General features: G+C 51.3%; 23 protein-coding genes. 7 read left to right on the forward strand and 16 right to left on the reverse strand.

All coding sequences use genetic code 11. The annotated features are described in order from the left end of the window. The first annotated feature begins 5 nt into the window (after positions 1-5). From sufB to ADN00_RS15520, 6 genes are all read left to right on the forward strand, one after another. Positions 6-1,418, forward strand: a complete 1,413-nt coding sequence (gene sufB, locus ADN00_RS15495) for a Fe-S cluster assembly protein SufB (protein WP_075063915.1) — start codon at positions 6-8, stop codon at positions 1,416-1,418. 37 nt (positions 1,419-1,455) lie between these two features. Beyond that, entirely contained in the window at positions 1,456-2,808 is a 1,353-nt protein-coding gene (sufD, locus tag ADN00_RS15500) for a Fe-S cluster assembly protein SufD (RefSeq protein ID WP_082390210.1), read from the forward strand. 69 nt (positions 2,809-2,877) lie between these two features. Further along, positions 2,878-3,171 carry a hypothetical protein gene (locus ADN00_RS15505; protein ID WP_075063916.1) on the forward strand — a complete coding sequence of 98 codons (294 nt, stop codon included), beginning with the start codon at positions 2,878-2,880 and terminating at the stop codon, positions 3,169-3,171. A gap of 19 nt (positions 3,172-3,190) precedes the next feature. Further along, entirely contained in the window at positions 3,191-4,432 is a 1,242-nt protein-coding gene (locus ADN00_RS15510) for a cysteine desulfurase (protein WP_075063917.1), read from the forward strand. A 6-nt stretch (positions 4,433-4,438) separates the two neighbouring features. Next, the gene (locus tag ADN00_RS15515; RefSeq protein ID WP_075063918.1) at positions 4,439-4,843 is read left to right on the forward strand and encodes an iron-sulfur cluster assembly scaffold protein; all 405 of its coding nucleotides are present in this window, start codon (positions 4,439-4,441) and stop codon (positions 4,841-4,843) included. A 5-nt stretch (positions 4,844-4,848) separates the two neighbouring features. Beyond that, complete coding sequence (locus ADN00_RS15520) at positions 4,849-5,193, forward strand: Rieske (2Fe-2S) protein (protein ID WP_075064013.1); 345 nt, start codon at positions 4,849-4,851, stop codon at positions 5,191-5,193. A gap of 72 nt (positions 5,194-5,265) precedes the next feature. Here the strand turns inward: ADN00_RS15520 and ADN00_RS15525 are convergent, their stop codons facing one another. The 8 genes from ADN00_RS15525 to hypA all read right to left on the reverse strand — a co-directional run bounded on the left by ADN00_RS15525 (position 5,266) and on the right by hypA (position 12,626). Beyond that, positions 5,266-5,910, reverse strand: coding sequence for a PIG-L deacetylase family protein (locus ADN00_RS15525; protein ID WP_160317540.1), 645 nt, complete (start codon positions 5,908-5,910; stop codon positions 5,266-5,268). Positions 5,911-5,927: 17 nt separating this feature from the next. Next, on the reverse strand, positions 5,928-6,728 hold the full coding sequence (locus ADN00_RS15530; RefSeq protein ID WP_075063920.1) for a class I SAM-dependent methyltransferase: 801 nt from the start codon (positions 6,726-6,728) through the stop codon (positions 5,928-5,930). 83 nt (positions 6,729-6,811) lie between these two features. Beyond that, positions 6,812-7,885 carry a hydrogenase expression/formation protein HypE gene (gene hypE / locus ADN00_RS15535; protein WP_075063921.1) on the reverse strand — a complete coding sequence of 358 codons (1,074 nt, stop codon included), beginning with the start codon at positions 7,883-7,885 and terminating at the stop codon, positions 6,812-6,814. Between the two features lie 14 nt (positions 7,886-7,899). Next, positions 7,900-8,988 (reverse strand): hydrogenase formation protein HypD, encoded by a 1,089-nt coding sequence (hypD, locus tag ADN00_RS15540; protein ID WP_075063922.1) that lies wholly within the window; start codon positions 8,986-8,988, stop codon positions 7,900-7,902. Between the two features lies 1 nt (position 8,989). Beyond that, on the reverse strand, positions 8,990-9,256 hold the full coding sequence (locus tag ADN00_RS15545) for a HypC/HybG/HupF family hydrogenase formation chaperone (protein WP_075063923.1): 267 nt from the start codon (positions 9,254-9,256) through the stop codon (positions 8,990-8,992). A gap of 11 nt (positions 9,257-9,267) precedes the next feature. Further along, positions 9,268-11,568: a carbamoyltransferase HypF gene (gene hypF, locus ADN00_RS15550; RefSeq protein WP_075063924.1), complete on the reverse strand. Its 2,301-nt coding sequence runs from the start codon at positions 11,566-11,568 to the stop codon at positions 9,268-9,270. Between the two features lie 5 nt (positions 11,569-11,573). Further along, positions 11,574-12,236, reverse strand: coding sequence for a hydrogenase nickel incorporation protein HypB (gene hypB, locus ADN00_RS15555; RefSeq protein WP_236691526.1), 663 nt, complete (start codon positions 12,234-12,236; stop codon positions 11,574-11,576). 3 nt (positions 12,237-12,239) lie between these two features. Then, positions 12,240-12,626 (reverse strand): hydrogenase maturation nickel metallochaperone HypA, encoded by a 387-nt coding sequence (gene hypA, locus ADN00_RS15560; protein WP_082390212.1) that lies wholly within the window; start codon positions 12,624-12,626, stop codon positions 12,240-12,242. A gap of 29 nt (positions 12,627-12,655) precedes the next feature. Here hypA and mobA point away from each other — a divergent pair, with 29 nt between their 5' ends. After that, positions 12,656-13,285 (forward strand): molybdenum cofactor guanylyltransferase, encoded by a 630-nt coding sequence (gene mobA, locus ADN00_RS15565; protein WP_075063925.1) that lies wholly within the window; start codon positions 12,656-12,658, stop codon positions 13,283-13,285. A gap of 41 nt (positions 13,286-13,326) precedes the next feature. Here mobA and fdhF read toward each other — a convergent pair whose 3' ends face one another. The 8 genes from fdhF to nuoF form a co-directional block, all read right to left on the reverse strand. Then, positions 13,327-16,089 (reverse strand): formate dehydrogenase subunit alpha, encoded by a 2,763-nt coding sequence (gene fdhF / locus ADN00_RS15570; protein WP_075063926.1) that lies wholly within the window; start codon positions 16,087-16,089, stop codon positions 13,327-13,329. Between the two features lie 59 nt (positions 16,090-16,148). After that, complete coding sequence (gene fdhD / locus ADN00_RS15575) at positions 16,149-16,913, reverse strand: formate dehydrogenase accessory sulfurtransferase FdhD (protein ID WP_075063927.1); 765 nt, start codon at positions 16,911-16,913, stop codon at positions 16,149-16,151. Further along, positions 16,914-17,768 carry a formate transporter FocA gene (gene focA / locus ADN00_RS15580; RefSeq protein WP_075063928.1) on the reverse strand — a complete coding sequence of 285 codons (855 nt, stop codon included), beginning with the start codon at positions 17,766-17,768 and terminating at the stop codon, positions 16,914-16,916. A 117-nt stretch (positions 17,769-17,885) separates the two neighbouring features. Beyond that, complete coding sequence (locus ADN00_RS15585; protein WP_075063929.1) at positions 17,886-18,368, reverse strand: hydrogenase maturation protease; 483 nt, start codon at positions 18,366-18,368, stop codon at positions 17,886-17,888. 88 nt (positions 18,369-18,456) lie between these two features. After that, positions 18,457-19,887 carry a Ni/Fe hydrogenase subunit alpha gene (locus ADN00_RS15590; RefSeq protein WP_075063930.1) on the reverse strand — a complete coding sequence of 477 codons (1,431 nt, stop codon included), beginning with the start codon at positions 19,885-19,887 and terminating at the stop codon, positions 18,457-18,459. Between the two features lie 12 nt (positions 19,888-19,899). Further along, positions 19,900-20,442: an NADH-quinone oxidoreductase subunit B family protein gene (locus ADN00_RS15595; RefSeq protein WP_075063931.1), complete on the reverse strand. Its 543-nt coding sequence runs from the start codon at positions 20,440-20,442 to the stop codon at positions 19,900-19,902. Positions 20,443-20,485: 43 nt separating this feature from the next. Beyond that, complete coding sequence (locus ADN00_RS15600) at positions 20,486-22,444, reverse strand: molybdopterin-dependent oxidoreductase (protein WP_075063932.1); 1,959 nt, start codon at positions 22,442-22,444, stop codon at positions 20,486-20,488. Between the two features lie 34 nt (positions 22,445-22,478). After that, a complete protein-coding gene (gene nuoF, locus ADN00_RS15605) occupies positions 22,479-24,053 on the reverse strand; it encodes an NADH-quinone oxidoreductase subunit NuoF (protein ID WP_236691529.1) in 1,575 nt (524 codons plus the stop codon). Between the last annotated feature and the right edge of the window lies 1 nt (position 24,054).

The following is a 24,054-nucleotide window of genomic DNA, read 5'->3' on the forward strand; positions in this document are numbered from 1 at the left end:
GCATTATGAGTTCAAAACCACCAGTTGATTTTTTAAGCGATCTTGAGCAGTACCAATATGGTTTCCGCGACCCTGAAACGTATGTGTTTAAGTCGCGCAAAGGCCTGGATCGTGAAGTTGTTGAGCAAATTTCCGCGCACAAAGGTGAGCCGCAGTGGATGCTGGACTTTCGCCTGAAGGCGCTGGAGCATTTCAGGACTCGTCCCATGCCCAATTGGGGACCGGATATTTCGGGATTGAACCTGGACGATATCTTTTATTATGTTCGGCCAGCTGAAATGGAAAGCAAGTCGTGGGACGATGTGCCGGACACGATTAAAAAGACCTTCGACCGTCTGGGAATCCCGGAAGCTGAACAGCGCTTTTTGGCAGGCGTGGGCGCCCAATACGAGTCGGAGATGGTTTATCACAATGTCCAGGAAAAACTAAAGCAGCAGGGCGTGATTTTTGTCAGCATTGAAGATGGTTTGCGCCACCATGAAGAGCTGTTCAGGGAATATTTTGGAAAGATCATTCCGATTGAAGATAACAAATTTGCCGCGCTTAACAGTGCGGTCTGGTCGGGCGGCTCTTTTGTGTATATTCCCAAAGGCTTAAAAGTGGAAATGCCGCTGCAGGCTTATTTCCGTTTGAATGTGGCGAACATTGGACAGTTTGAGCGCACGCTGATCATCGCGGATGAAGGCGCGCAGGTCCACTATGTGGAAGGCTGTACCGCGCCGCAATATACCACCGATTCCTTCCACAGCGGTGTGATTGAAATTGTGGTTAAGAAGAACGCTCGCGTGCGCTACTCGACGATCCAAAACTGGTCGAATAACGTTTACAACCTGGTAACGCAGCGCGCCATGGTTGATGAGGGCGGGACGATGGAATGGGTGGACGCGAACATTGGCTCAAAAGTTACCATGAAATATCCGTCCTGCTATCTGATGGGTGAAGGGGCGCATGGAGAGATCCTCTCGATGGCGTTTGCCGGCCCCGGACAAATTCAGGATGCTGGTGGGAAGATGCTGCATTTCGCGCCCAACACCAGCAGCAAGATTACTTCAAAATCAATCAGCAAAGGCGGCGGACGAGCCTCTTACCGCGGTCTGCTCAAAGTGCATCCCAACGCCGGGAACGTCAAATCGAATGTGGTTTGTGACGCTCTGATTATGGATCCGGACTCTCAGACGGATACGTATCCCTATATTGAGATTGAAGAAGAAAATGTTACCATCGGTCACGAGGCATCGGTCTCGAAAGTGGGCGAGGAGCAGTTGTTTTATTTGATGAGCCGCGGACTTTCGGAGGAAGAGGCGCAGACCATGGTGGTGAGCGGATTTATTGAGCCGCTAGTGAAAGAGCTGCCCATGGAGTATGCCGTGGAAATGAACCGGCTGATCCAGCTGCAAATGGAAGGTTCGGTTGGTTAACCGGCATCGTAACAGCATAGAAGAAAAGCAGGGAACTATGAGTGAACAAATAAAAGTCGTCTCGCGCTCACGCAGCCGGGGAGAACAAAAACAAGAATGGTCATTCCGGAAAGAAGATGTAAGAGATTCCGGCAGCGCCTTGATTGACGCTTACCGGAACGAAGCCTGGAAAATCTTTAATAACCTCGAAATGCCGGATCGAACCAATGAGGCCTGGAGGCGCACTGATATTCGCGGATTGGCCGTGAACCGGTTTTCTTTGCCAGCCCAGGGGGCTTTCACCCATCTGGAGCAGCCACCGCAGCGGCTTTTAGAATCGGTAACGGGCGAGTCGCATGGCGGGCAGGTATTGTTGTACGCTGGCGGCGCTGAGACGCGGCTGGATGAGACCGTGAAGGCGCAGGGAGTTATCTTTTGCGATCTGCTGACCGCTGAAAGGGAATACCCGGATCTGCTTGGAAAAGCAATGGGAAAAGTGATTGGGGCCGGTGAGGGCAAGTTTGCCGCTTTGTCCGGTTCGCTGGCGCAAATGGGCGTTTTCTTATATGTGCCGAAAAATGTGGTGGTTGAGAATCCGCTGCACAGCTTGTTGTGGGGGCCTGGCATCGATCTGGCGTATGTTTCCCATATTGTGGTGTACCTGGAAGAAGGCGCCTCGGTAACGTATGTGCATGAAGCTGCTTCTCCGACCTACGAGACAGGCCAAACGCTTCACAGCGGTCTTTTTGAAGTGCATGTTGGCCGAGGCGCGAATTTGCGGCTGGTTGAGCTGCAATCGTGGGGCGAACATGTGTGGAACTTCAGCCATGAACGGGTTGAGGTGGAAGCCGATGCCAATCTGGATTGGATATTCGGCGCAGTGGGCAGCCGCCTGACGAAAAATTTTTCTGACTTGAATTTGATTGGCCGGGGCGCGACGGGAAAAATGTCGGGTTTCTTCTTTACCGATCATGAGCAGCACCTGGACCACGATACCCAGCAGAATCACATGGCTCCCCACACCACCAGCGATCTGCTCTTCAAGGGCGCGTTGTTAGGTCACAGCCGCTCGGTGTGGCAGGGGATGATCTATGTTTCTCCCGACGCGACCAAAACGGATGGCTATCAGGCTAACCGCAATCTGGTGTTGAGCCCGAACGCCCGCGCCGATTCCATTCCGGGGCTGGAAATCAAGACCGATGATGTGCGCTGCACGCACGGCGCAACAGTTGGGCAGATTGACCCAGAGCCGGTGTTCTACCTGATGAGCCGTGGAATCTCCAAACGAGACGCGGAGCGCCTGATTGTGGAAGGCTTTTTTGACCCGATTATGCAGCGCATTCCATTTGAAGGCGTGCGGCAGCGGTTTCAAACCGCCATTCAGGATAAAATGCAGTCGTATGGCATTTAGATTTCTTTTCACAGACAGGTTATGATAAAATTTTATGATGCACAATTTTGCTGATGAAAAGAGGATCGTATGCCTTCTGTGCCTTTTATGACTCCACCCGAACCGGAGTTTTCGTTTCAGGTCGGGGATGATGTGGAAGTTTTTTGCGACCATGACAAAGAGTATGATCGCATTCGCGGCTGGCTCAAAGGGATAGTGGTGCAGGTTGACGCAAAAATGGTTGCCGTTCAGTTTCAGGAGAATGTGTACCTGACGGACGGATGGATGGTGCCGGACCATATCTTGTGGTTCCCGGCCAATTCTCCGCATATCCGCGAACCTTTGAAAAACCCGCCAAAACCCAGAGCGTTGAAGTTGGATTAAAAAAGGATACAAATTGAGCATGAGTTCGAATCGCTCGCGCTTGGACCCGGAACAAATTCGCGAGGATTTTCCGATCTTTCGCCGGATATTGCCAAACGGGAAACCGTTGACCTACCTGGATTCTGCCGCAACTTCACAAAAACCAAATGCGGTGATTGACGCTATGGATACGTATTACCGCGGTTTGAATGCCAATATCCACCGCGGTGTTCACACGCTGGCCGAGGAAGCGACTGAGGCATATGAAGGCGCGCGAGCGCGTATTGGCCGCTTTATCGGCGCAAAAAAAGCGCGTGAGATCATTTTCACCCGCAACACAACCGAATCGATCAATCTGGTTGCCCAATCGTGGGGACGGAGGAATCTCTCCGCAGGAGATGTGGTCATTCTGACCGAAATGGAGCATCATTCCAATTTAGTCCCCTGGCAAATACTGGCGGCGGAGAAAGAATTGCGGTTGGAATTTGTTCCGATCACCGAAGATGGCCGGTTCAACATGGAACAGTACCAGGCCTTGCTGGGACTGAACCCCAAGCTGGTTGGTTTTTCTCACATGTCGAATGTTTTAGGGAGCATCCAGCCGGCGCGCGAAATCATCGCGTTGGCGCATCAGGCTGGGGCGATTGTGCTGGTGGATGGTGCGCAATCTGTGCCGCATTTACCGGTGGATGTAGCAGAACTTGACACTGATTTTTTGGCGTTTTCCGGGCACAAGATGTGCGGGCCGACTGGCATTGGTGTTTTATACGGAAAAGAAGCGCTGCTTGAAAGCATGCCACCGTTCCTGGGGGGCGGGGACATGATCAAGAAAGTAACCTTGCAGGGATTTACTGCCAACAGCCTTCCCCATAAATTTGAAGCGGGAACTCCTGCAATCGCTGAGGTCATCGGTTTGGGCGCGGCGGTGGATTATCTCTCTGGGCTGGGCATGGAAGCAGTGGCCGCCTATGAGCAAGAATTGGCACGATATGGGATTGAGCAGCTCGAAAAAGTGGATGGCCTGCGTTTGTTGGGCCCGAACGCCGATCACAAAGGCTCGGTGTTTGCCTTCACGCTGGGGGATATTCATCCGCACGACGTGGCTCAGTTGCTGGACCAATCGGGCATCGCTGTCCGGGCGGGGCATCACTGCGCCATGCCGCTGCACCAAAAATTGAATATTCCGGCTTCAACCCGCGCCAGTCTCTATATTTATAATTCGAAGAATGAAATTGATCGGTTGGTGGAAAGCCTGCAATCCGTTAAGAAAGTTTTTGGGTGAGAAAAAATGGACGATTTATATCGGCAGGTCATCATTGAACGGAATAAGAACCCACTTTACCGGGGTGAATTAGAACCTTGTGATATCCGCTTTGAGGATGAAAACCCGCTCTGTGGAGATCAAATTCGCATCGATTTGCGTGTAGACAAAAACGATGTCGTCACCGAGGCGGCATTTAGCGGGCACGGCTGCGCGATTTCCACTGCGTCTGCCGATCTGCTGCTGGAATCAATCATTGGCAAACCCTTGGATGAGATCAGGGCTTTGGGCAAAGAGGATATTCTGGATTTACTGGGTATCGACCTGGGGCCGGTGCGGCTGAAATGCGCGCTACTTTCATTGAAGGTTCTCAAAGCGGGGGTGTATGGTTTAAGTGAAGCCAGCGATTCCCTGGTTGAGGATGAGGGGTGATGGGGATGGAATCCACAGAATTTGATGCCAGCCAATACGAGTTTTTCCCATTTGGAGACGCCGCGGACTTACCACCGGGTGAACGCTGGTTTATTGATGTGGAAGACCGGCCGGTGATGGTGGCAAACCTGGGTGGAAAATATTATGCCATTGCCGATGTCTGCACACATGACGATGGTCCGTTAGGTGATGGCGACATTGACGGTTGTGAGATTATCTGCCCACGGCACGGTGCCCGTTTTGACCTGAAGACCGGAGAAGCGCTTACGCTACCGGCAGTAACGAGAACGATGGTCTACCCGGTGCGCGAGCGGGATGGAAAACTGGAAATTGGAATTTTGAAAAAGTAAATCTTGATCCTTTTAGGGAAACAAAAAGAGCACGCCAGCGCTTTGGCATGCTCTTTTTTGCTGTGTTGATCGTTATGCGTGAAGTGAATTGAGGAAGCTGCCCACAATGCGCAGCGCTTCAAAGCCTTCGGCGTAATGCCGCTCGGCTAGGGCGCCATTGCGAATCAATGTGGACCGGGTGATTTCAGGGGAGAAATAGTATTTGTCTTTGTACGTAGAATACTGCGAGAGCGCTTCGATTTTCTTTTCCACGTCTTGCTCAGTTACTTCAACCAGGAAATTGGGGAAGAAACCGTAGCTGCTACGGAGGACATCAAAGCCCAATACCGTGGTGCCCCGGAAGGCGCGCAGAGCTTCTTCGGTAATCGTTCCGTGATCTTGGTGCAGGTCGGCTTTGGTATGCACAAACACAATTTCAGGCCGGAAGTCACGGTTTATTTTGAGGAAGTATTCCAGAATCTCCTGGCGTGCGTCGGGGAAGCGGCGCGTTTCAAATGGACCCAAAATTCGGCCTTCTTTGGGCACACCCAACACATCCATGCTGCGGTGATACTCTTCTACCAGATGGCTCAGGGCTGGATTTTTCTGATTGTCTGAGAGCGTTACGCAGAGAATTTCAGTTTGACCGGCAACATGAGCAATGAGTGCGCCTGCGCCCAGCTCAATGTCATCGGGGTGTGCGCCGATAAAGAGCAGCCGGCGGCCGTAAAAATTCATATCTTGTCCCATGGTTGTTATTTTGTCCCTAAAATTCCACCCACTACTTTGGTCATCACAATTTTGCCGTCGCGTTCCACCCAGCGGTTGGCAACTTCAGTGATCTTTTCCATCACTTTTTCAAAGTCGTCCGCTCCCTGGAAGAGGCTGCCCCACAGTTTGCGGTCTTCGGACAAAGAAGCTCGGGTGTAGTCGATGAAGGGCTGGGCATTGGTGAAGGTGAGCGGGTTCTCGAAGATTTCAACGCGAGAGCTGGAGAAGGTATCTTTCACGGCTCCATAAATTTCGGTGGAGTATCGCGAGCTGCCCGGCATAGGCGGAATGGGCTTGCCCGTCGCTTCGCGAATAATGTCGTAGAATGTTTTTTTGTTATCGGGCATGGGACCGGATGAGAAGAGCGTGCCGCCGGGTTTCAAGACGCGATGCATTTCGCGGATGGTGAAGGGAATGTCTTCAGCGTAATAGATGGCGAAGCAGCACGACAGCAGATCAAAAGAGTTGTCTTCGAAGGGGAATCGTTCGTTGAAATTCAACGACATGAATTTAACCGGATTGCCAATTTTGGCGTTTTCGGTGCGCGCTTTGGTGAGCAATTCTTCATTCACATCGCCGCCAGTGATATCGCATTCGCCTTGCAGATGGTTGTGGTAACCAAAGCACTGCTTACCGGCTCCGCAGCCTACATCCAGAATTTTCATGCCCTTTTGAAGCGGAAGGATTTGCAGCATCCATTCATCAATATTGCGGCCGCCGAAACGGTTGTGGATGTCGATGCGGGTCATCAAATCGTTAGTGGTTTCCTGATATTCGATTTTCATAAGTCCTCAATCTTTCGGTGGTAATCTAATTATTCAGAAATTGAATTGTAACGGCTTTCGAAACCGGGCGCAAGGAAAAGCAATTAGCAGATACGCGGTAGCATTTCTCCGGCCAATGTGTCTAAAATGCGGGTGGTTCCCATTTCGGTGCGCAGCAACACCCGTTTTAACGGCTGGGCAACCACCTCACCGATAATCGCGGCTTGATCTCCATATGGAGAATCCTGGATTGCCTGCAGGCCGGCTTGCGCTTCGGCGGCGGGCAGAATGGCAATGAGTTTGCCCTCGTTGGCCACATACAGCGGGTCAAACCCCAGCATTTCACAGGCAGTGCGCACCACTGGGCGGACCGGTATCTCGGTTTCATTCAAGATCATGCCTACTCCTGACTGTTGGACGATTTCATTGAGGGTGGTGGCTAAACCACCGCGGGTGGGGTCGCGCAAGACATGCGTGTTGGGAGCCGCCTGCAGCAGATTGGCAATCATCAAATTGAGAGGGGCAACGTCGCTTTGAATATCCGCTTCAAACCCCAGGTCTCCGCGCGCGGTGAGAACAGCCATGCCGTGGTCGCCGATCGAGCCGGAAATAATCACCACGTCGCCGGGTTGGGCGTACTGCCCGCCAATCGTTCTGCTTTCTGGAATCCAACCAATTCCGGAGGTGGTAATGTATACGCCGTCGGCTTTGCCGTGCTCCACCACCTTGGTGTCACCGGCCACAATGGCCACACCCGCTTCTTGAGCGGCGGCGGCCATCGACGCCACAATTTGCTGCAAGGTGGCAATGGGAAATCCCTCTTCCAGGATGAATCCAGCAGTCAGGTAGAGCGGTAGTGCGCCTGACATGCACATGTCGTTGACTGTGCCGCAGACAGCGAGCTTACCAATGTCTCCACCTGGGAATTGGATGGGAGACACGCTGTGGCAGTCGGTGGAGATGGACAGGCGGCCTTTCAGATTGGCTGATTCAGGCAAGGCGGCGCGGGCGAAGTCGTTACCCTCACTCAGGGGAGTTGAGTTGAAATAGGGATAAAAGACATTTTTGATCAGGTCTTGGGTCATTTTTCCGCCGCTGCCGTGACCCATAACGATGGTTTCATTGTGTTGCAGCGGTAATGGACAGGATGGACCCTCAAACGATTGGATCGTAGTCATTATGCTTGCCTTTCTCAGTTCTCTCGGCGGTAGCGGTAATAGGCGGCGCAGGCGCCCTCTGAGGAGACCATGGTCGCGCCGAGCGGGTTTTCGGGTGTGCATTGTTTGCCGAAGGCCGGACATTGGTTCGGTTTTTTCAGCCCTTGCAGGATCTGGCCGGCAATACAGATATCCGATTCCTGGGTCTTAATATGGCCTACATCAAAGCGTTTTTGTGCGTCAAAAGTTGAAAATTCATCCCGCAAGCCCCAGCCGGATTGTGGAATAAGGCCGATGCCGCGCCAGTTGCGGTCCACGGTTTGATACACCTGGTTGATCATCGCCTGGGCAGCGCGGTTGCCTTCTTGGGTAACGGCGCGCGAATAGGCGTTTTCAACGATATGGGTTCCGCGTTCCAATTGGATCACCGTCTGGTAAATACCCTGGAGCAGATCCAGGGGTTCAAATCCGGTTACGGTGATGGGAATGCAGTACTGCTCAGCAATGGGCGGATATTCCCAGTATCCCATGACCGAGCAAACGTGCCCGGCGGCTAAAAAGCCTTGCACGCGGTTCTGCGGCGCGCTGAGAATGGCATGCATGGCGGGCGGTACGCAGACCTGTGAGACCAGCACGGAGTAATTCTTTAGGTCCAATGCGCGCGCTTGAATTACGCTGGCAATATTGGGGGGGGCGGTGGTTTCAAAGCCGATGGCAAAGAAGACCACTTCTTTGTCAGGGTTTTTGATCGCAATCTGGACGGCGTCCAGCGGTGAATAAATCACCCGAACATCGCCGCCGTTGGCGCGGACGGTGAACAGGTCGCCATGCGAGCCGGGAACGCGCAGCATATCTCCAAAGGAGGTAAAGATCACATCAGGCCGGGCGGCGATTGCCAGCGCCTGGTCGATTAATTCCAGCGAGGTTACGCAAACCGGGCAGCCGGGGCCGTGCACCAGTTCAATCTCTGGCGGCAGAAGCTGGTCTAACCCATAGTGCAAAATGGAGTGGGTCTGACCGCCGCAAATTTCCATGATGTTCCAGGGACGGGTGGTGACACGGCGGATTTTTTCTGCCAGGGCTTTGATATAATCCGCGTTGCGAAACTCTTTGGTGAGCTGCATTTCAGACGGTCTCCAGCCCGGTTTCGCTACCTAATTCGGCCTCGATATCGGATAGCTCTTGGAGCAATGCCAGTGTTTCTTTGGCCTCTTCTTCGCTGAGCAAGTTGAGGGCAAACCCGGCATGCACAATGGTATAGTCTCCAATTTTGGCATCAGGCAGCGCAGCCAGGCAGGTTTCGCGGATGACACCGCCAAAATCAACTTTGCCCATTTGCATCTGGTCTTTTTCGTAAATATCAACAATTTTTCCAGGGATTCCAAGGCACATAATTTACCTCATCAAATTGAATTGTAGTTGGCGGCGGCAATAACTGCCTGCCCAAGCGCGATGCCGCCGTCATTGGCGGGCACCTGGCGGTGGGTGAATACTTCAAAGCCTGATTCTTTCAGACCCGTGGTAGTTGATTCCAGAAGGAGCATATTCTGCCAGACGCCGCCGCTCAGCACCACAGCGTTGAGGCCGGTTGATTTTCGCAAGCGCTGGCAGACCTCAAGGGTCATGCTGGCAATGGCATGGTGGAACCGCGCGGAAAGCACCGGCAGCGGAACTCCGTTTGACCAGTCCGCGATGATGTCGCGCAAGAGTGGGGCCGGGTTGATTTGACCATCTTCTATGGAGAAGGAATATACACGACGGGGCTGGTCTTGGCTGGCCAGGGCTTCAAGCTCAATGGCCGCCTGGCCTTCGTAGCTGGCGGTTTGCTGCACGCCAATCAGGGCGGATACGGCATCAAAGAGGCGGCCCATGCTGGAGGTTTGAGGTGTGTTAATATGGTGTTCCAGTTGGCTGCGCAGCAGGGTGCGCTCCTCATAACATAAGGCCTGACAGGCGGGCAGTTCTGGCATCCAATCGATGCCGGCCTGCCAGAGATGGGCCAGCGCCATGCGGGCTGGCTTTCGTACGCTCAGGTCGCCGCCGGGCAGCGGTGTGTATACCAGGTGATACGGCCGGATGAATGAGCGAATACTGCCAACCAGAAATTCTCCACCCCAAATTGCGTCGTCGGTGCCATAGCCAGTGCCGTCGAATATGACGCCAATAACTGTTTTTTCCGCTGGCTGCTGGTTATCAGCCAAGCAGGCGGCCAGGTGGGCGTGGTGATGCTGGACGGAAATCAGCGGAAGACCTTCCCGCTCGGCACGTTCCTGGGCGTACCGCGTGGCCAGATAATTAGGGTGAAGGTCGGCGGCGATCATTTTGGGTTGGACGCGGAAAAGGGTCTGGTAGTGCTCCACGCTGGATTGGAACGCCTGATAGGTTTCGTAGTTTTCCATATCGCCGATATGATGGCTGACGAAAGCGTATTGGTCGCGGGTGAGGCAAAAGGTGTTTTTCAGTTCAGCGCCGGTAGCCAGGACCTCTGGCAGTGATTGATTAAGGATAACCGGGTCGGGAGCGTAACCGCGCGCCCGGCGAATGGGGTACACCTCACCCTGGTTTAACCGGACAACGGAATCGTCCACGCGAGTGTGAATCTCGCGGTTGTGCAACAAAAACCCATCGGCCAATTGATGGAGGCGGCGGTGCGCATCCTCATCGGTGTGGGCGATAGGTTCTTCGCTCAAATTTCCGCTGGTCATCACCAGCACTTCAGGAAAGCCGGGTTGCGGTTCTAACAGCAGCAGGTGGAGCGGGGTGTAGGGCAGCATGAATCCCAGGGTGTTTTGCCCGGGGGCAATTTCGCTGCTTATCGGCGCGCCGGTATGTTTTTGAAGCAAGACGACTGGTTTTTGCGGAGAGGTCAGAAGGCTGGCTTCCTCCGGCTGGACGCGGGCGTATTTCTGAATGATTTCGAGGCTGAAAGCCATGAGCGCAAAGGGTTTCTGGCTGCGCTTTTTCCGCGAGCGCAGTTCCCGTACGGCAGCGTCGTTAGATGCGTCGCAAGTCAGGTGAAACCCCCCCAGCCCCTTAATGGCGATGATTTTGCCGGCCCGGATCCAATCTCTGGTGGTTTGGAGAGCCTCTTCCTGGTTGGAAAGGTGATGATATTGCTGGTCTTCAAACCAAATTTGCGGACCGCAAACCGGGCAGGCAACCGGTTGGGCATGGAAACGTCGATCCAGAGGATTGGCGTATTCCGCGTGGCAGTCTGGGCACATGGGGAAACCGGCCATGGTCGTTTTCGGCCGATCGTATGGAATATCTTGAATGATGGTAAAGCGCGGGCCGCAGTTGGTGCAGTTGATAAAGGGATAGCGATAGCGACGGTTGGCAGGATCGAAAAGCTCGGCGGTGCAATCGCTGCAGATGGACATATCAGGCGAGACCGGGATGTAATCTCCGGGTTGAGACTGGCTGGGAAGTATTTCAAATTGGGTGTAATGGTTAGGCTGGCACTCCTGAACTGTCAGCCGGTCGATGCGCGCCAGGGGAGGGAGAGAAAATTGCAAGGCGCGCAGGAAGGAGGCAACCCCATCGGCGCTGCCGTTGATTTCCATTTCAACGCCGCTGGAAATGTTGCGAATCCAACCAGTAAGATTTAGATTTGTCGCTTGCGTGTAGACAAAGGGCCTGAATCCGACTCCCTGAACAATTCCCTGAACAGAGATCCTGCGCCCTTCGGTAATTCTTTGATTCATTGGTTTTAGCGATTCAAAATTTTAGCCAGCAGCCAGTCTGCCCATGCCTGAATACCCTCGCCGGTTTGACAGGAGACTTCAAAAGTGGTCAAGCCTGGGTTGAGCAGTTCAACGCCCTGGCGGAAGTAGTCCATGTTAAAGTTGATATAGGGGAGCAGGTCAGTTTTATTGATGATCAACACATCCAGACCACGGTAGATGTTGGGGTATTTGTAGGGTTTGTCATCGCCTTCGGGGATGCTGGCAACGACCACGTTGGCGTGGTTCCCCAGTGCAAACCCGGCTGGGCAAATCAGGTTGCCTACATTTTCAATAATGAGCAGGTCAATTTCATCCAGGTTCATGGCTTCCAGACCGCGCTTGACCATCATCGCGTCGAGATGGCAGTTGCCGCCTGTGTTGATTTGCACGGCGGGCATACCGGCTGCCATGATCTTATCGGCGTCGATGGTAACCGGGGCGGTATCACCTTCGATGACGCCGATACGCAGTTTTCCACGCAAGGCTTCAATGGTTTTAAGAATCACACTGGTTTTTCCCGAACCTGGAGCGGCCATGATGTTAATCGCAAAAATGTTGTGATCGTCCAACATTTTTTGGTTCACGGACGCAACCTGGTCGTTGGCATCCATGATTTTTTCAACAATCGGTACGATTTTCGTTGTCAATTTCTACTCCTCTTTCTGGATCTCGATGCTATCCACCCAAAATTCTTCGCCTTGAATAACACGCAAATTCACACTTCCGCAGGAGGGGCAGGGAATAGGTCCGTGTTCGATGGTAAATTCTTGCTTGCAGTTCTGGCAGAGCATTTTGGCAGGAATTCGCGTGAAGTGCAGTTGGGCGCTCTGGCAAATGGTGTTCTCTGTGATCATATCCCAATAAAACTGAACGGAATCATCAATGATGCTGGAAAGCTCTCCAATCACAAGATGAACATCCGTTACACTTTTCGCTCCGGCCTGTTGGGCGTGTTTCAGCGTTATTTGTAAGATATTTTCTGTGACCGATAATTCATGCATGTTGGCAATTATAATATGAGGGTGTTGTTTGATCAATCAAATCTACATAACTTGAGGGAAAAGGTATGAATTGTTTGAGCGTGGCTATCCAGGCGGGGGGCGGGTCAAAGCGTATGGGCGTCAATAAAGCCCTCATGAGTTTTCTGGGAGAGCCTTTGATCACGCGAATTTCTCGCTTGCTTTCACCGGTTTCCGATGACCTCTTCATCATCACTCAAGAAACAGAAGCTTATCAACATTTGGGTCTGCGAACCATTTCAGATGAAGTGCCCAATATGGGCGCTATTGGCGGTCTGCTGACAGCGATGGCACAGGCAAGATGTGATTATGTGGCTGTTGTAGCTTGTGATATGCCTTTTGTGAGTCCTGGCATTCTTAAGCATTGTCTTGAAATTCTGGTTGATAATAACGCCGATGTGGCTATTCCGTTGACGATGGAGGGATATGAGCCTCTACACGCTGTTTATCGAAAAGCAACTTGCTTGCCCGCGATTAGGGAGGCTATGGCCGCTGGTAAAAAACGCCTGATTTCCTGGTTTTCTGATGTGAAAGTAATGGGAATTACGGAAGATCGGTTGTCAATACTTGACCCTGACCAGTTGGCGTTTATCAACACAAATACGATCGATGATTTCTTGCAGGCTGTTGAAATTGCAAAACAACACCCTGAAATGCTACCCCCCAACTTTGATTGAGTTGGGGGGTAGTCAGTTGTATGAATATTGGGGGAATGGTGTTATGCCGCTTCAATGTTGACGGCGGTCACTTTATATTCAGGAATCTTTGAGATCGGGTCTAAAGCGGCTTTGGTGAGGATGTTCGCCGAGTTTTCGGGGAAGTGGAAGTTGGCGTAAATGAGACCCTCAGGGACGCGTTCGGTGACCCAGGCTTCGGCGGTGATGCTTCCACGGCGCGAGGTAACTTTTACTTTGGTCACCTCTTTGTTCAATCCAAGCCGTTCAGCGTCTGATGGCGATACTTCTATCTTCGCCTGTCCATAAACCTCCATCAGGCCTTTGGCGCGGCGAGTCATTTCTCCACCATGCCAGTGATAGATAACACGTCCGGTTGTCATCACCATTGGGTAATTGTCGTCGGGCATTTCTGACGGATCCAGATGGATGGCCGGGAGGAAGAGGCCTTTACCGCGGGTGAATTTTCCGATGTGGAGAATGGGTGTGCCGGGGTGAGAGGCATCGGGGCAGGGCCAGTGCAGAGATTCGCCTGCATTGAGGCGGTCATGTGAGATACCACCATAGCTGGGGGTCAACGCAGCTATTTCTTTCATGATTTCATCGGAATTCTGGTAATCCCAGGCAGCGTATGGCGCAGCTGCGGGTTTGCGGTTGCCCAGATCGATGATGCGTTTGGCTATTTGAGAAGTGATCCACCAATCCTGGCGGGCGTCGCCAAGTGGTTCAACAGCTTGGCGTACCATCTGCACACGGCGCTCAGTATTGGTGAAGGTGCCGGTTTTTTCCACAAAGGTGACACCCGGGAGCAGAACGTCGGCGTAAACGGCAGTTTCTGAGGGGAAGATTTCCTGGAGAACAAAGAAATCGAGTTCTTCAAGGCAATGGCGGACATGGTTCGTATCCGGGTCGGTCATCACCGGATTTTCTCCCAGAATGTAAAGGGCTTTGGTTGAGCCATCCACCGTTGCAGGGATCATCTCGGTGACGGTGCGGCCAACTTTGTTGACCAAAGGCACACCCCAAGCATCTTCAAACTTCTTCTGCGCGGCTTCAGCAGTAACTGCCTGATAGCCTGGATAAACGTTGGGTAAGGCACCCATATCACAGGCGCCCTGAACGTTGTTCTGGCCACGAAGCGGGTTCACTCCACCGCCCTTAATTCCAAAGTTGCCAAGCATCATTTGCAAGTCTGCGAGGGCGTAGACGTTGTGGACACCCACTGTGTGCTGGGTGATACCCATGGCCCAAAATACAGCCATCGGGGCATTCTGGACAAAGATTTCCACCGCTTCGTAAAGTTGCTCTACCGGAATGCCGGTGATTTCGGATACACGCTCCGGTGGGTACTGGAGCACATTCTCGCGGACGGCCTCAAATCCTTCGGTTCTTTCTTCGATGAAGACTTTGTTTTCGTAGCCTTTTTCCAGGATGATGTACATCAGGCCATTGACCAAAGCAATATCTGTGCCCGGTTTTTGCTGGAGATGTAGGACGGCAAATTCGGTGATGTCAATCTTGCGCGGATCGGCAACAACCAGTTTTACTTTGCGGCGCAATACAGCCTGGCGGATTTTTGCTCCAAAGACAGGGTGCTGCTCGGTAGTGTTGGAGCCAATGATCAGCATTGAGTTGGCGTTGGCGCAGATGTCGGCAATTGGATTGGTCATTGCGCCAGAACCAAGGGTGGTCGCCAGACCAGCAACCGTGCTGGAGTGGCACAGGCGAGCGCAGTGATCCACATTGTTGGTGCCGATTACCTGGCGAGCGAATTTATTCATCAAATAGTTTTCTTCATTGGTACATTTCGCAGAGGAGAAGACACCAATGCTATCGGGTCCATATGTGTCTCGGTAGGAAACCATTTTTTGGGCAATCAGGTTCAGAGCAGTGTCCCAATCGGTTTCCACCCATTGGCCGCGATCCGATTTCGAGGGGCGTGGCTGACCTTTAAGCAGGTATTCACGCACCATGGGTTTAGTTAATCGGTCGGGGTGGTGGACGAAATCGTAGCCAAAGCGGCCTTTAACGCAAGTGTGCATGCCATTGACAGGTGCGTTGGGGTTGGATGTGACGCGCACAACTTTGTTGTCTACAACGTTGAGGTCAAATTCGCAGCCGACACCGCAATAGGTGCACGTGGTGGTTACTTTCTTTTCCGCTTTCGGCGCGTCAATGGAGGGTTTGAGATCCAGTGCGCCGGTTGGACAATAAGCCACACACGCACCGCATGATTCACACCGCGCTTCGAGCATGGTTTCGTCCAGGCCAGCGACAATGTGCGATTCAAAACCACGTTCGGCCAGCCCCCAAACAAAACGGCCTTGCACTTCGGCGCAGGCGCGGATACAACGGGTGCAGAGGATGCATTTATTCAAATCCACCCAAATAAATGGATTTGAATCGGTGTTGACCTGATAGCGCGGTTCTTTGGCCATCTCAGCTTTAGGATCAAGGCCATAATATTGTGCCCAGCGGATCAATTCGCTATTCTCAGCATCAACCTCTTTGTATCCAGCATCATAATATGCTGATAATAAGAGTTTTAATGTTGATTTTCGCGAATTGGCGAGGTCTGCATTTTCTGTCTCAATTTCCATGCCTTCATTGACCGGCGTGGTGCATGATGTTACCAAACCGCGTGCGCCCTTCACAGAGACGAGGCACATCCGGCAGCCGCCATGGGGACTCAGGTCTTTATGGTAGCAAAGGGTTGGGATGGTAATATCTGCGTGTTGCGCTGCCTCCAGTATGGTCCAGGAAGGTTCGGCTTCCACACTTTTTCCATTGATGGTTAGAGATACCATAGCTTTTTCCTTTCAAATACAGAAAGTCAAATAAGTTCTAAGAAATTCATTAACGGCGGTTACTCAAGAATAATTCTTTCCGGGTATGTGTATGCCGTAAAACAATCTTTTCGCATATATCCAACCAGGGTGATATTGTTGTGATGGGCAGTTTGAACCGCATTATATGTGGGGGTTGTTCGGGACACCAAAATACAAATTCCTGATCGGATGGCTTTATGGATCATTTCTGAGCTAACCCTGCCCGTAAGCAAGATGAGCCGGGGGATAAAGGGTCGATTTTTTAACAAGAAATGACCTGTAATTTTATCCAATGCGTTATGACGCCCAACATCTTCAACAGCAATATTGATCTGTTTTCCATCACTCATGGCAGCACTATGGAAGCCCCCCATGGCTTGGTGCATGACTTGACCGGCGGAAAATTGCTCATAGAGTGTTATTAACCTTTCCGCAGATATTTTGAAGGAATCCTTCACTCCAGAAAAGGCGAGGGGGTTCTGGAAAGTAAGCCCTGTGGTTGTGCGGTGCCAGTGTTCTGGCCGAACCACTTGCGATTGAAGCTGGACATCGATGGTTGCCGCCTCCAAAGAGATTTGGATGTGTTGGATTTGATCAACAGAGCTGATGATATCTTCATTATACAAAAACCCTACCGCCAATGCCTCCAGGTCGAATGGCGAGCAGATAAAGCTTAACCACTGCTCGCCATTCACCTTCAAAGCGATAGATTTTTCAGTAATGATTTGTTGACGCATTTCAACCCACGCTCTGGTGCGCAGGTTGAAATGCATTTGACGAATGGTTTCGGAACCAGGAAGCATTTAGTTCTTTTTACGTAGATAAATGAACCAATACACCACGCCCACAAGAACAACGCCGCCAATGATGTTTCCGATTGTGACTGGAAGCAGGTTGGCGATGAAGAAGTTATTCACCGTGAGGTGGGGGAAATCTGCGGCGGTTTTTCCAATCGCTTCGAAGAAAGAAGGATCGCCAAAATATTTTACGAAGAGCGCAATCGGAATGAAGTACATATTTGCGACACTGTGTTCCATTCCGGCAGCAACAAAGGCTGAAATGGGGGGGATAATGGCGAGAATTTTATCTGTGGTAGTACGGGCAGAAAAAGTGAGCCATACCGCCATGCAGACCAACGCATTACACATCACACCCAAGGCAAGGGCAGGAACAAATTCCAGGGCAGTTTTTGATTCGCCAATGTTGAGGATGGTCAGCCCAAGAGCGCCTTTTGCAAAGGTGTATTGTTTGGTGAGAAACATGAAATAGGCCGTCAAAACCGAGCCAACCAGGTTGCCAAAATAAACAATCGCCCAATTGCGCAGCAGCTTTCCCAAGGAAACTTTACCGCTCATGAATGCCATGACAATGAGATTGTTGCCAGTAAACAGCTCTGCGCCACCTACGATGACCATGATGAGGCCGACGGTGAATACCAGGCCCATGAGCAGTTTATTGACACCAAAGGGCAAGTCTCCACCGCCTGTACCAACCGTGGTTGCGAAAACAGCGCCCAGGGAGATGAATGCGCCTGCCAGGATTGCCAAGGCAAACATTGTCCAAAAATCCAAACTGGCTTTTTTGACGCCAACGTCTTCCGCTTTTTGGGCCATTTCAGCCGGGACAAGAGAATCGATTCGAATGTTGTTTTCGGCCATTTTTTTCTTACCTCACGCAAAGGATATGATGATTTATTATAGAACAAGCCGTGCTGGATGAGTAGGCTTGATTGTAATAAAAATCACAAACAAACATCATTTGTTATTAATCCAGTTTTAATGGTCCAGCCAGACTTCGATTTTCATTACCGCTTGAGCAGCTAGTTCTGCGGTTTGGGCAGACAGTTCGCGGCTGAAGCCAAACTGATAACCGCGAACGGATACCAGCAAAGCTTGCGGTTGAGCATCATAAAGCGTTTTGGCAATTTCCAGAACCGTTTGCGGGGTCATGTGATGGGTGAGAGGTGAGTTCTGAAAACTGGGAGACAACTCTTGAATATTTAAATCATCAGGCACCGCGCCTGTGTGGGCATCAATAAAGACAACTCTCTCGTAGTTCACTAATTCTTCGGCAAGTTCTGGAAAGAGTTGCAAATCAAATTGGATGTGGGGGTATGGGCCTGGTAAGGGGACTTCATCTTCGGGGGAGTCGGGGAAATCTTGACCATATTTTTGTGCCAGCATTTTGGCAATATGCCAGGCAACCCCATCGTCTTCCCGATCGAAATTTCCATAGGCAAAGATGAGCGTCGGTTTCAATTTTGCTTCCTCAAAAAGCAGGGTTTTGGCTCTATTTATTACCAAAACCCTGCTTGTTCACTTGTTACAACTTGCTAAGGCAAATCGATTATGGGTTGCGGCTCAAGGTTTGGAGTAAGTGTCCTTGTGAGTCGACTATGTCAATGACCATGGGCATTTGGCCAACGGCGTGCGTTGAGCAGGAAAGGCAGGGATCGTGGGCACGAACAGCAGCCTCCACGCGGTTGAGAAGGCCTTCGCGCACTTCATTGCCATCAATATAAGTTTTTGCCACGCTATCTACGGCTTCGGTCATGGCCCAGTTGTTATGGCCGGTGGCAACGATCAGATTCACTTTCGTCAGTTTGCCGTCTTCGTTAGCCCAGTAATGATGGAAGAGTGTGCCACGCGGCGCTTCGATCACGCCAACGCCTTCTCCCTTATTGGTCTGGCGCGTGTTAAGCACATCATTGGAGAGAATATCTTCATCTTCCAACAGCTCACGGGCTTTCTCAATGGCGAATAAAATTTCGATAAGGCGGGCGTAGTGGAAGTAAAGTGTGTTCTCAACAGGAGCGCCGTTATTGAGCGCCTTAAAGCGTTTATGCTCTTCATTGGCAATGGGCGTGCTGATTTGGTCTGATGCATTCAGACGGCCCAGTGGTCCGACACGATAAACCCCTTGCGGGTACCCCATCTTCTTGTAATATGGGAACTTGAGGTAAGTCCAGCTTTCGACATGTTCTGCAATGTAATCCAGGTAATTTCGTCCATCAAATTTTTCCAACTGCTGTCTATTGCGGTCTATCAGGCGAATATCTCCATCATACAGCTCCAGGCTGTTATTGGGCGTTACCAATCCGAAGTAGCCGGTTGGGAAGACAGCAAATTTCTGAATGTCTTCAGCATTTTTCTCAGCCCAATCGCGCATGATTTGCACACCCAATTGGGTGGTAGCAATGGCTTGATCGACACCAGCCAAAATGGCGTCACGATCTTCTTGAGAAAGGGCTTTGTTGACGCCGCCAGGAATGGCGAAGACAGGGTGAATGCGGCGGCCACCCAAGCGGTAGATGATGTCTTGCCCAAATTTTCGCAGCTGAACAGCTTTTACGGCGATATCTGGTGCGGTTTGAATGAGTCCTACCACGTTGCGAACAGCCGGGTCGGCATCAAAGCCGAGGAGCAAATCGGGGCCGGCCAATTCAAAGAAATGCATGCCATGGCTCTGAATGACCTGGCCCATGTGCATGAGTTCGCGCAGCAGAGAGGCAGGGCGGGGAGGCGGGCAGCTCAACAGGTCGTCACCGGCTTTGGCGGCTGCCAGGTGATGGCTAACCGGGCAGATGCCGCAAATGCGCGGGGTAATCATTGGCATTTCAAATACCATGCGGCCTTCGCAGAATTTTTCAAATCCTCGGAATTCATTAATGTGCAAGTATGCATGGTCTACTTTGCCGTCATCCTTCATGCGGATGGTGATTTTTGCATGGCCCTCAATGCGGGTTACTGGTTCAATTGTGATTTTTTTTGCTACCATTATGACCTCCTTTTAGTGCCAATGGAGTTTATCGTCTTTGATTTCAGGAATGCGTCCCTGGGCCAATTCGCTCAAAACGTAATAGATTACGTCTGGGTCTGGGGGACAACCTGGAACAAAGAGATCTACGGGTACAACCTCGTGCAATGCGCGCACACGGGTAGGCACACATATTTCTGGGTCATCAGGGATTTTGCCTTCCGAATCGGTACTTTCAGTTTCCACATAAGCACGTCGCAGGGCTTCTTCCAGGGTGAAGTAGTTGCGCATGGCCGGAACGCCACCAAAGACCGCGCAATCGCCAAATGCAACCAGTAGTTTACAGCGGCTGCGCATTCGGTGGGCTTGTTCTTCGTTGGAAGTATTATTAACACCGCCTTCAAGAATACCGACATCGACACCGTCTTCATCGGGTTCCTTAAGATCGGTTATGGGGGTGGCGCGGATATCAGCCAGTTCAGCAATTTTTATGATGCGTTCATCGATATCCAGCAGCGACATGTGGCAACCTGAACAACCAGCCATCCAGTCAGTTGATATTTTTGGTTTTGTCATTGCAGACTCCTTCATTTTTTCATTATTGGTTTACAACCCATAATCAGGCGTGTTCGATCGATACAACCGACTGACGGTGATGAAGTTCTGACTGCCAGGTAGTGTTCGCCTTGAAGCCCAACATGTCGGCAAGTGATTCCAGAACTTGCTGGTTGCTTTTTGCATAGGCGGGTCCAATGATGGCCGTAGCTGATTCCTGGACGTGTCCATCCATGCTGACGAAATGCCCGCTTTGTTCTGCCCAGTTGAATACGGGCAATACCACATCGGCGCGAGCGGTCAGTTTCGATATGTATGTCGCCTGAACGGCCAGGAAAGGAACAGATTCAAACAGGGCAGTGAACTTCTCGGTTGGCTCTTCATCACCAAGAGCGATATAAGCGACTTTGTGCCCGTTGACAGAGAAAGGCGTGTCGAGCTGGTATTGGGCGGCCGCCAGGCTGTTCGCTCCACCTTTCATGCTGACCAGAGAAGCGTTTACAAATTTGGCGAAGGCAACCCATTCCTCAACGCATTCTAATTTGGATATTGCGCTGCCCATAATCACTGCTGGTTTCTTGGCAGACGAGATAGCGTAGGCGGCTTTCATGAAGACCTCGTCGGCGATTTGGGTAGCCTTGACAGCCGCTTCTAACATCGCATCGGGTTGGATGGATTCATCCACCATCATGCCAAGTTTAACCATTGCCGCTTTCAAACCGCGCGCGATTTCTCCCAATTGCTCGGTTCTGAATACACCATCTGCCAGGGAATCCATTTCATTTACACTGTGGTCAACAACAAAGAGGGTCGCATCTTTAAGGCGAGCGCGCTTGACAAAGAAGCCGGCTACTTCATGTTCTTTCACCAGGTCTGTTCCAACAATGATGAATAGGTCAGATTGGTCTACATCATTGAGCGTGCCTTCAAAGCTTTGTTGTTGCTTTTCGGCCACTTTAGAGAAAACGGTTGTATGCTTGCCTTCTTCAGTCGTTGTCACCGAAGATGCCTTCAACCCATCTTTGAAGATGGTTTTGAGGAGGTGTAGCGATTCGGCAGACAATCTGGTGGAACCAATCGCCACAACGCCATCCGATTTGCCGGCAAGTGGTCTTAATTTTTCAGTTACCAGGTCAAGGGCTTCTTGCCAGGATACTTTCTTTAGCTGCCCATCTATCCGCACCATGGGGCTGGTCACGCGCTCGCGTTGGTCAGCAAGAGGTTCAAAGCGGCCGACTTTGCATATCACGCCGCCATTGATTTTTGCATCCCAATCTCCGTAAATGCGGACGATCTGGTTGTTGCGGGTCTGGACCTCGATACCGCAACCAATTGAGCAGCCAACACAAATGGTGGGGTGCGACTCTACATCTTTTTCCAAGCCACGGTAAGCACTCCAGCGATCAATCAGCGATCCTGTTGGGCAGATCTGAACACAGGTGCCGCAAGAGATGCAAGAACTTTCTCCCAACGGGACGGCGAGATCTGCAATTAATTGACTTTTGGCGCCGCGCTCTTCAAAGCCGAGAGTGGAGTTGCCGACCAGCTCAGTACATGCGCGGACACACCGGCGGCATAGGATACAGCGGTTCTGGTCCATGATGATGTATGGGTGCGATGCGTCTACCTGGAAGGGGATCCAGTTGGGCTGAAAGCCCCAATGGGTCATATCCTGTTCGTATGCTGCTTTCTGTAACTCGCAATCTCCACCAGAGACTTCACAATAAGGACAAAAGTGGTTGCGTTCAGAAAAGATCATGTCCAGCACAAACCGGCGTGTAGCACGAATTTCTTCTGTATTGGTCTTTATCACCATGCCGTTGCTGGCAGGCATTGTGCAGGAAGGCTGCAAAGTGCGCGCGCCTTCAATTTCTACCAGACACAGACGACAACCACCATAAGGCGTGAGGTTTGGATGGTGACAGAGGGTGGGAATATGAATTCCGGCGGCCTTAGCGGCATCTAAAACGGTCATTCCCTCCACTGCTTCCACTTTTTTCGCGTCAATTGTAATTGTAATCATGCTTTGTTCTCTCTGTTTATTATAAGGTTTGGCACTACTTCATTTCACATACACCGGTTGGGCAAACTCCCAGTCGAACATGTGCTTCCACCTCTGCACGAAAATATTTCAAAACATCGTGGATCGGTGTGCCAGCTGTTTGCCCCAGACCACAGTTCGACATGCTGTACAGGTTATTGCTGATCTCATCCAAATCGTCGAGGTCTTTGAGAATTCCTTTTCCACTTGCAATTTTATTAAGAATCTCGAATGCTCGGTGCGTACCAATTCGGCATGGACTGCATTTCCCACAGCTTTCGTTTCGGAAGAAATTCATGAGCACGATAGCCAGGTCGACCACACAGGTATCATTATCACAGATGAGGAGCGCGCCTGACCCCAAAGAGACTCCGGCTTTTTCAAAGGAGTCAAAATCCATGGGTGTATCCTGTAGAATTGCTGGAATAACCGATCCGCTGGAGCCGCCGGTTTGCGCCAGTTTTAACGTACCTCCGTTGCGCATGCCTTTGGCATAAATTGAGATGACTTCGCGCAATGTGATACCCATTGGCACTTCAATCAGACCGGTGGAGTTGACATGTCCAAGGACGGTATAAACTTTCGTTCCCGGGCTGCTGGGCGTTCCAAATTGGCGGAACCAATCTGCCCCATGGCGAATGATGGGTGGAATGTTCGCAATTGTTTCTACGTTGTTGACGAGAGTCGGTTTTTGCCACAGTCCCACGGTGGTGGGGTAAGGCGGGCGAGAACGCGGCTCGCCGCGTTTGCCTTCAATGGATTCGATCAGCGCAGTCTCTTCTCCACAAATGTACGCTCCGGCGCCAGCATGGACATGGATTTTGAAGTTGAACTTCGATTCGAAAATGGAGTTACCGAGAAACCCGAATTCTTCAGCCTGTTGGATGGCGCGTTGCAGGCGTTTATTTGCCAATGCGTATTCACCGCGAACGTAAACATAACCTTCATCTGCGCCTACCGCGTAACCGGCAATTGCCATTGCTTCCAGGATTTTGTGAGGATCTCCTTCGAGAATGAGCCGGTCTTTGAATGTACCTGGCTCCGATTCGTCTGCGTTGCAAATGACGTATTTCTTGTTGCCAGCGGCTTTGGCCACAAACGACCATTTTAAACCGGTTGGAAAACCAGCCCCACCCCGGCCGCGCAGTCCAGACGCTTTAATCAACTCGATGACTTCTGCGGGTTTCATTTCTGAAACAACTTTGCCCAGGGCGCTGTACCCATCATGCAAAATGTAATCTTCAATGTCATCAGGGTCAATCAAGCCCGCGTGTTCCAGAACAATGCGTTGTTCGGCCGGCATCGTATTTTTTCGGGCTGAAATCCACGCGATGCGTCCGCTGAGTTCTTTAACGGATGCCTGTAATCCTGCTGCTATTCTTCCTTTGTAAAGGTGCTCATCAACCAGGTATTCAACATCCGATGGTTTGATCGGTCCATAAATGACTGCTTCCGGGTAGATGATCACCAGCGGAGCAGCATCATTGCGGCCAATATCTCCGACCATCGAAATGGAGACTTCTTCTTGTAAGCCCTTCTTGGTAATTTCTTTTTGAAGGGTTTCAAACACTTCAGCAGCACCCAGTGACATG

The sequence above is a fragment of the Ornatilinea apprima genome, assembly GCF_001306115.1.
Lineage (GTDB): Bacteria > Chloroflexota > Anaerolineae > Anaerolineales > Anaerolineaceae > Ornatilinea > Ornatilinea apprima.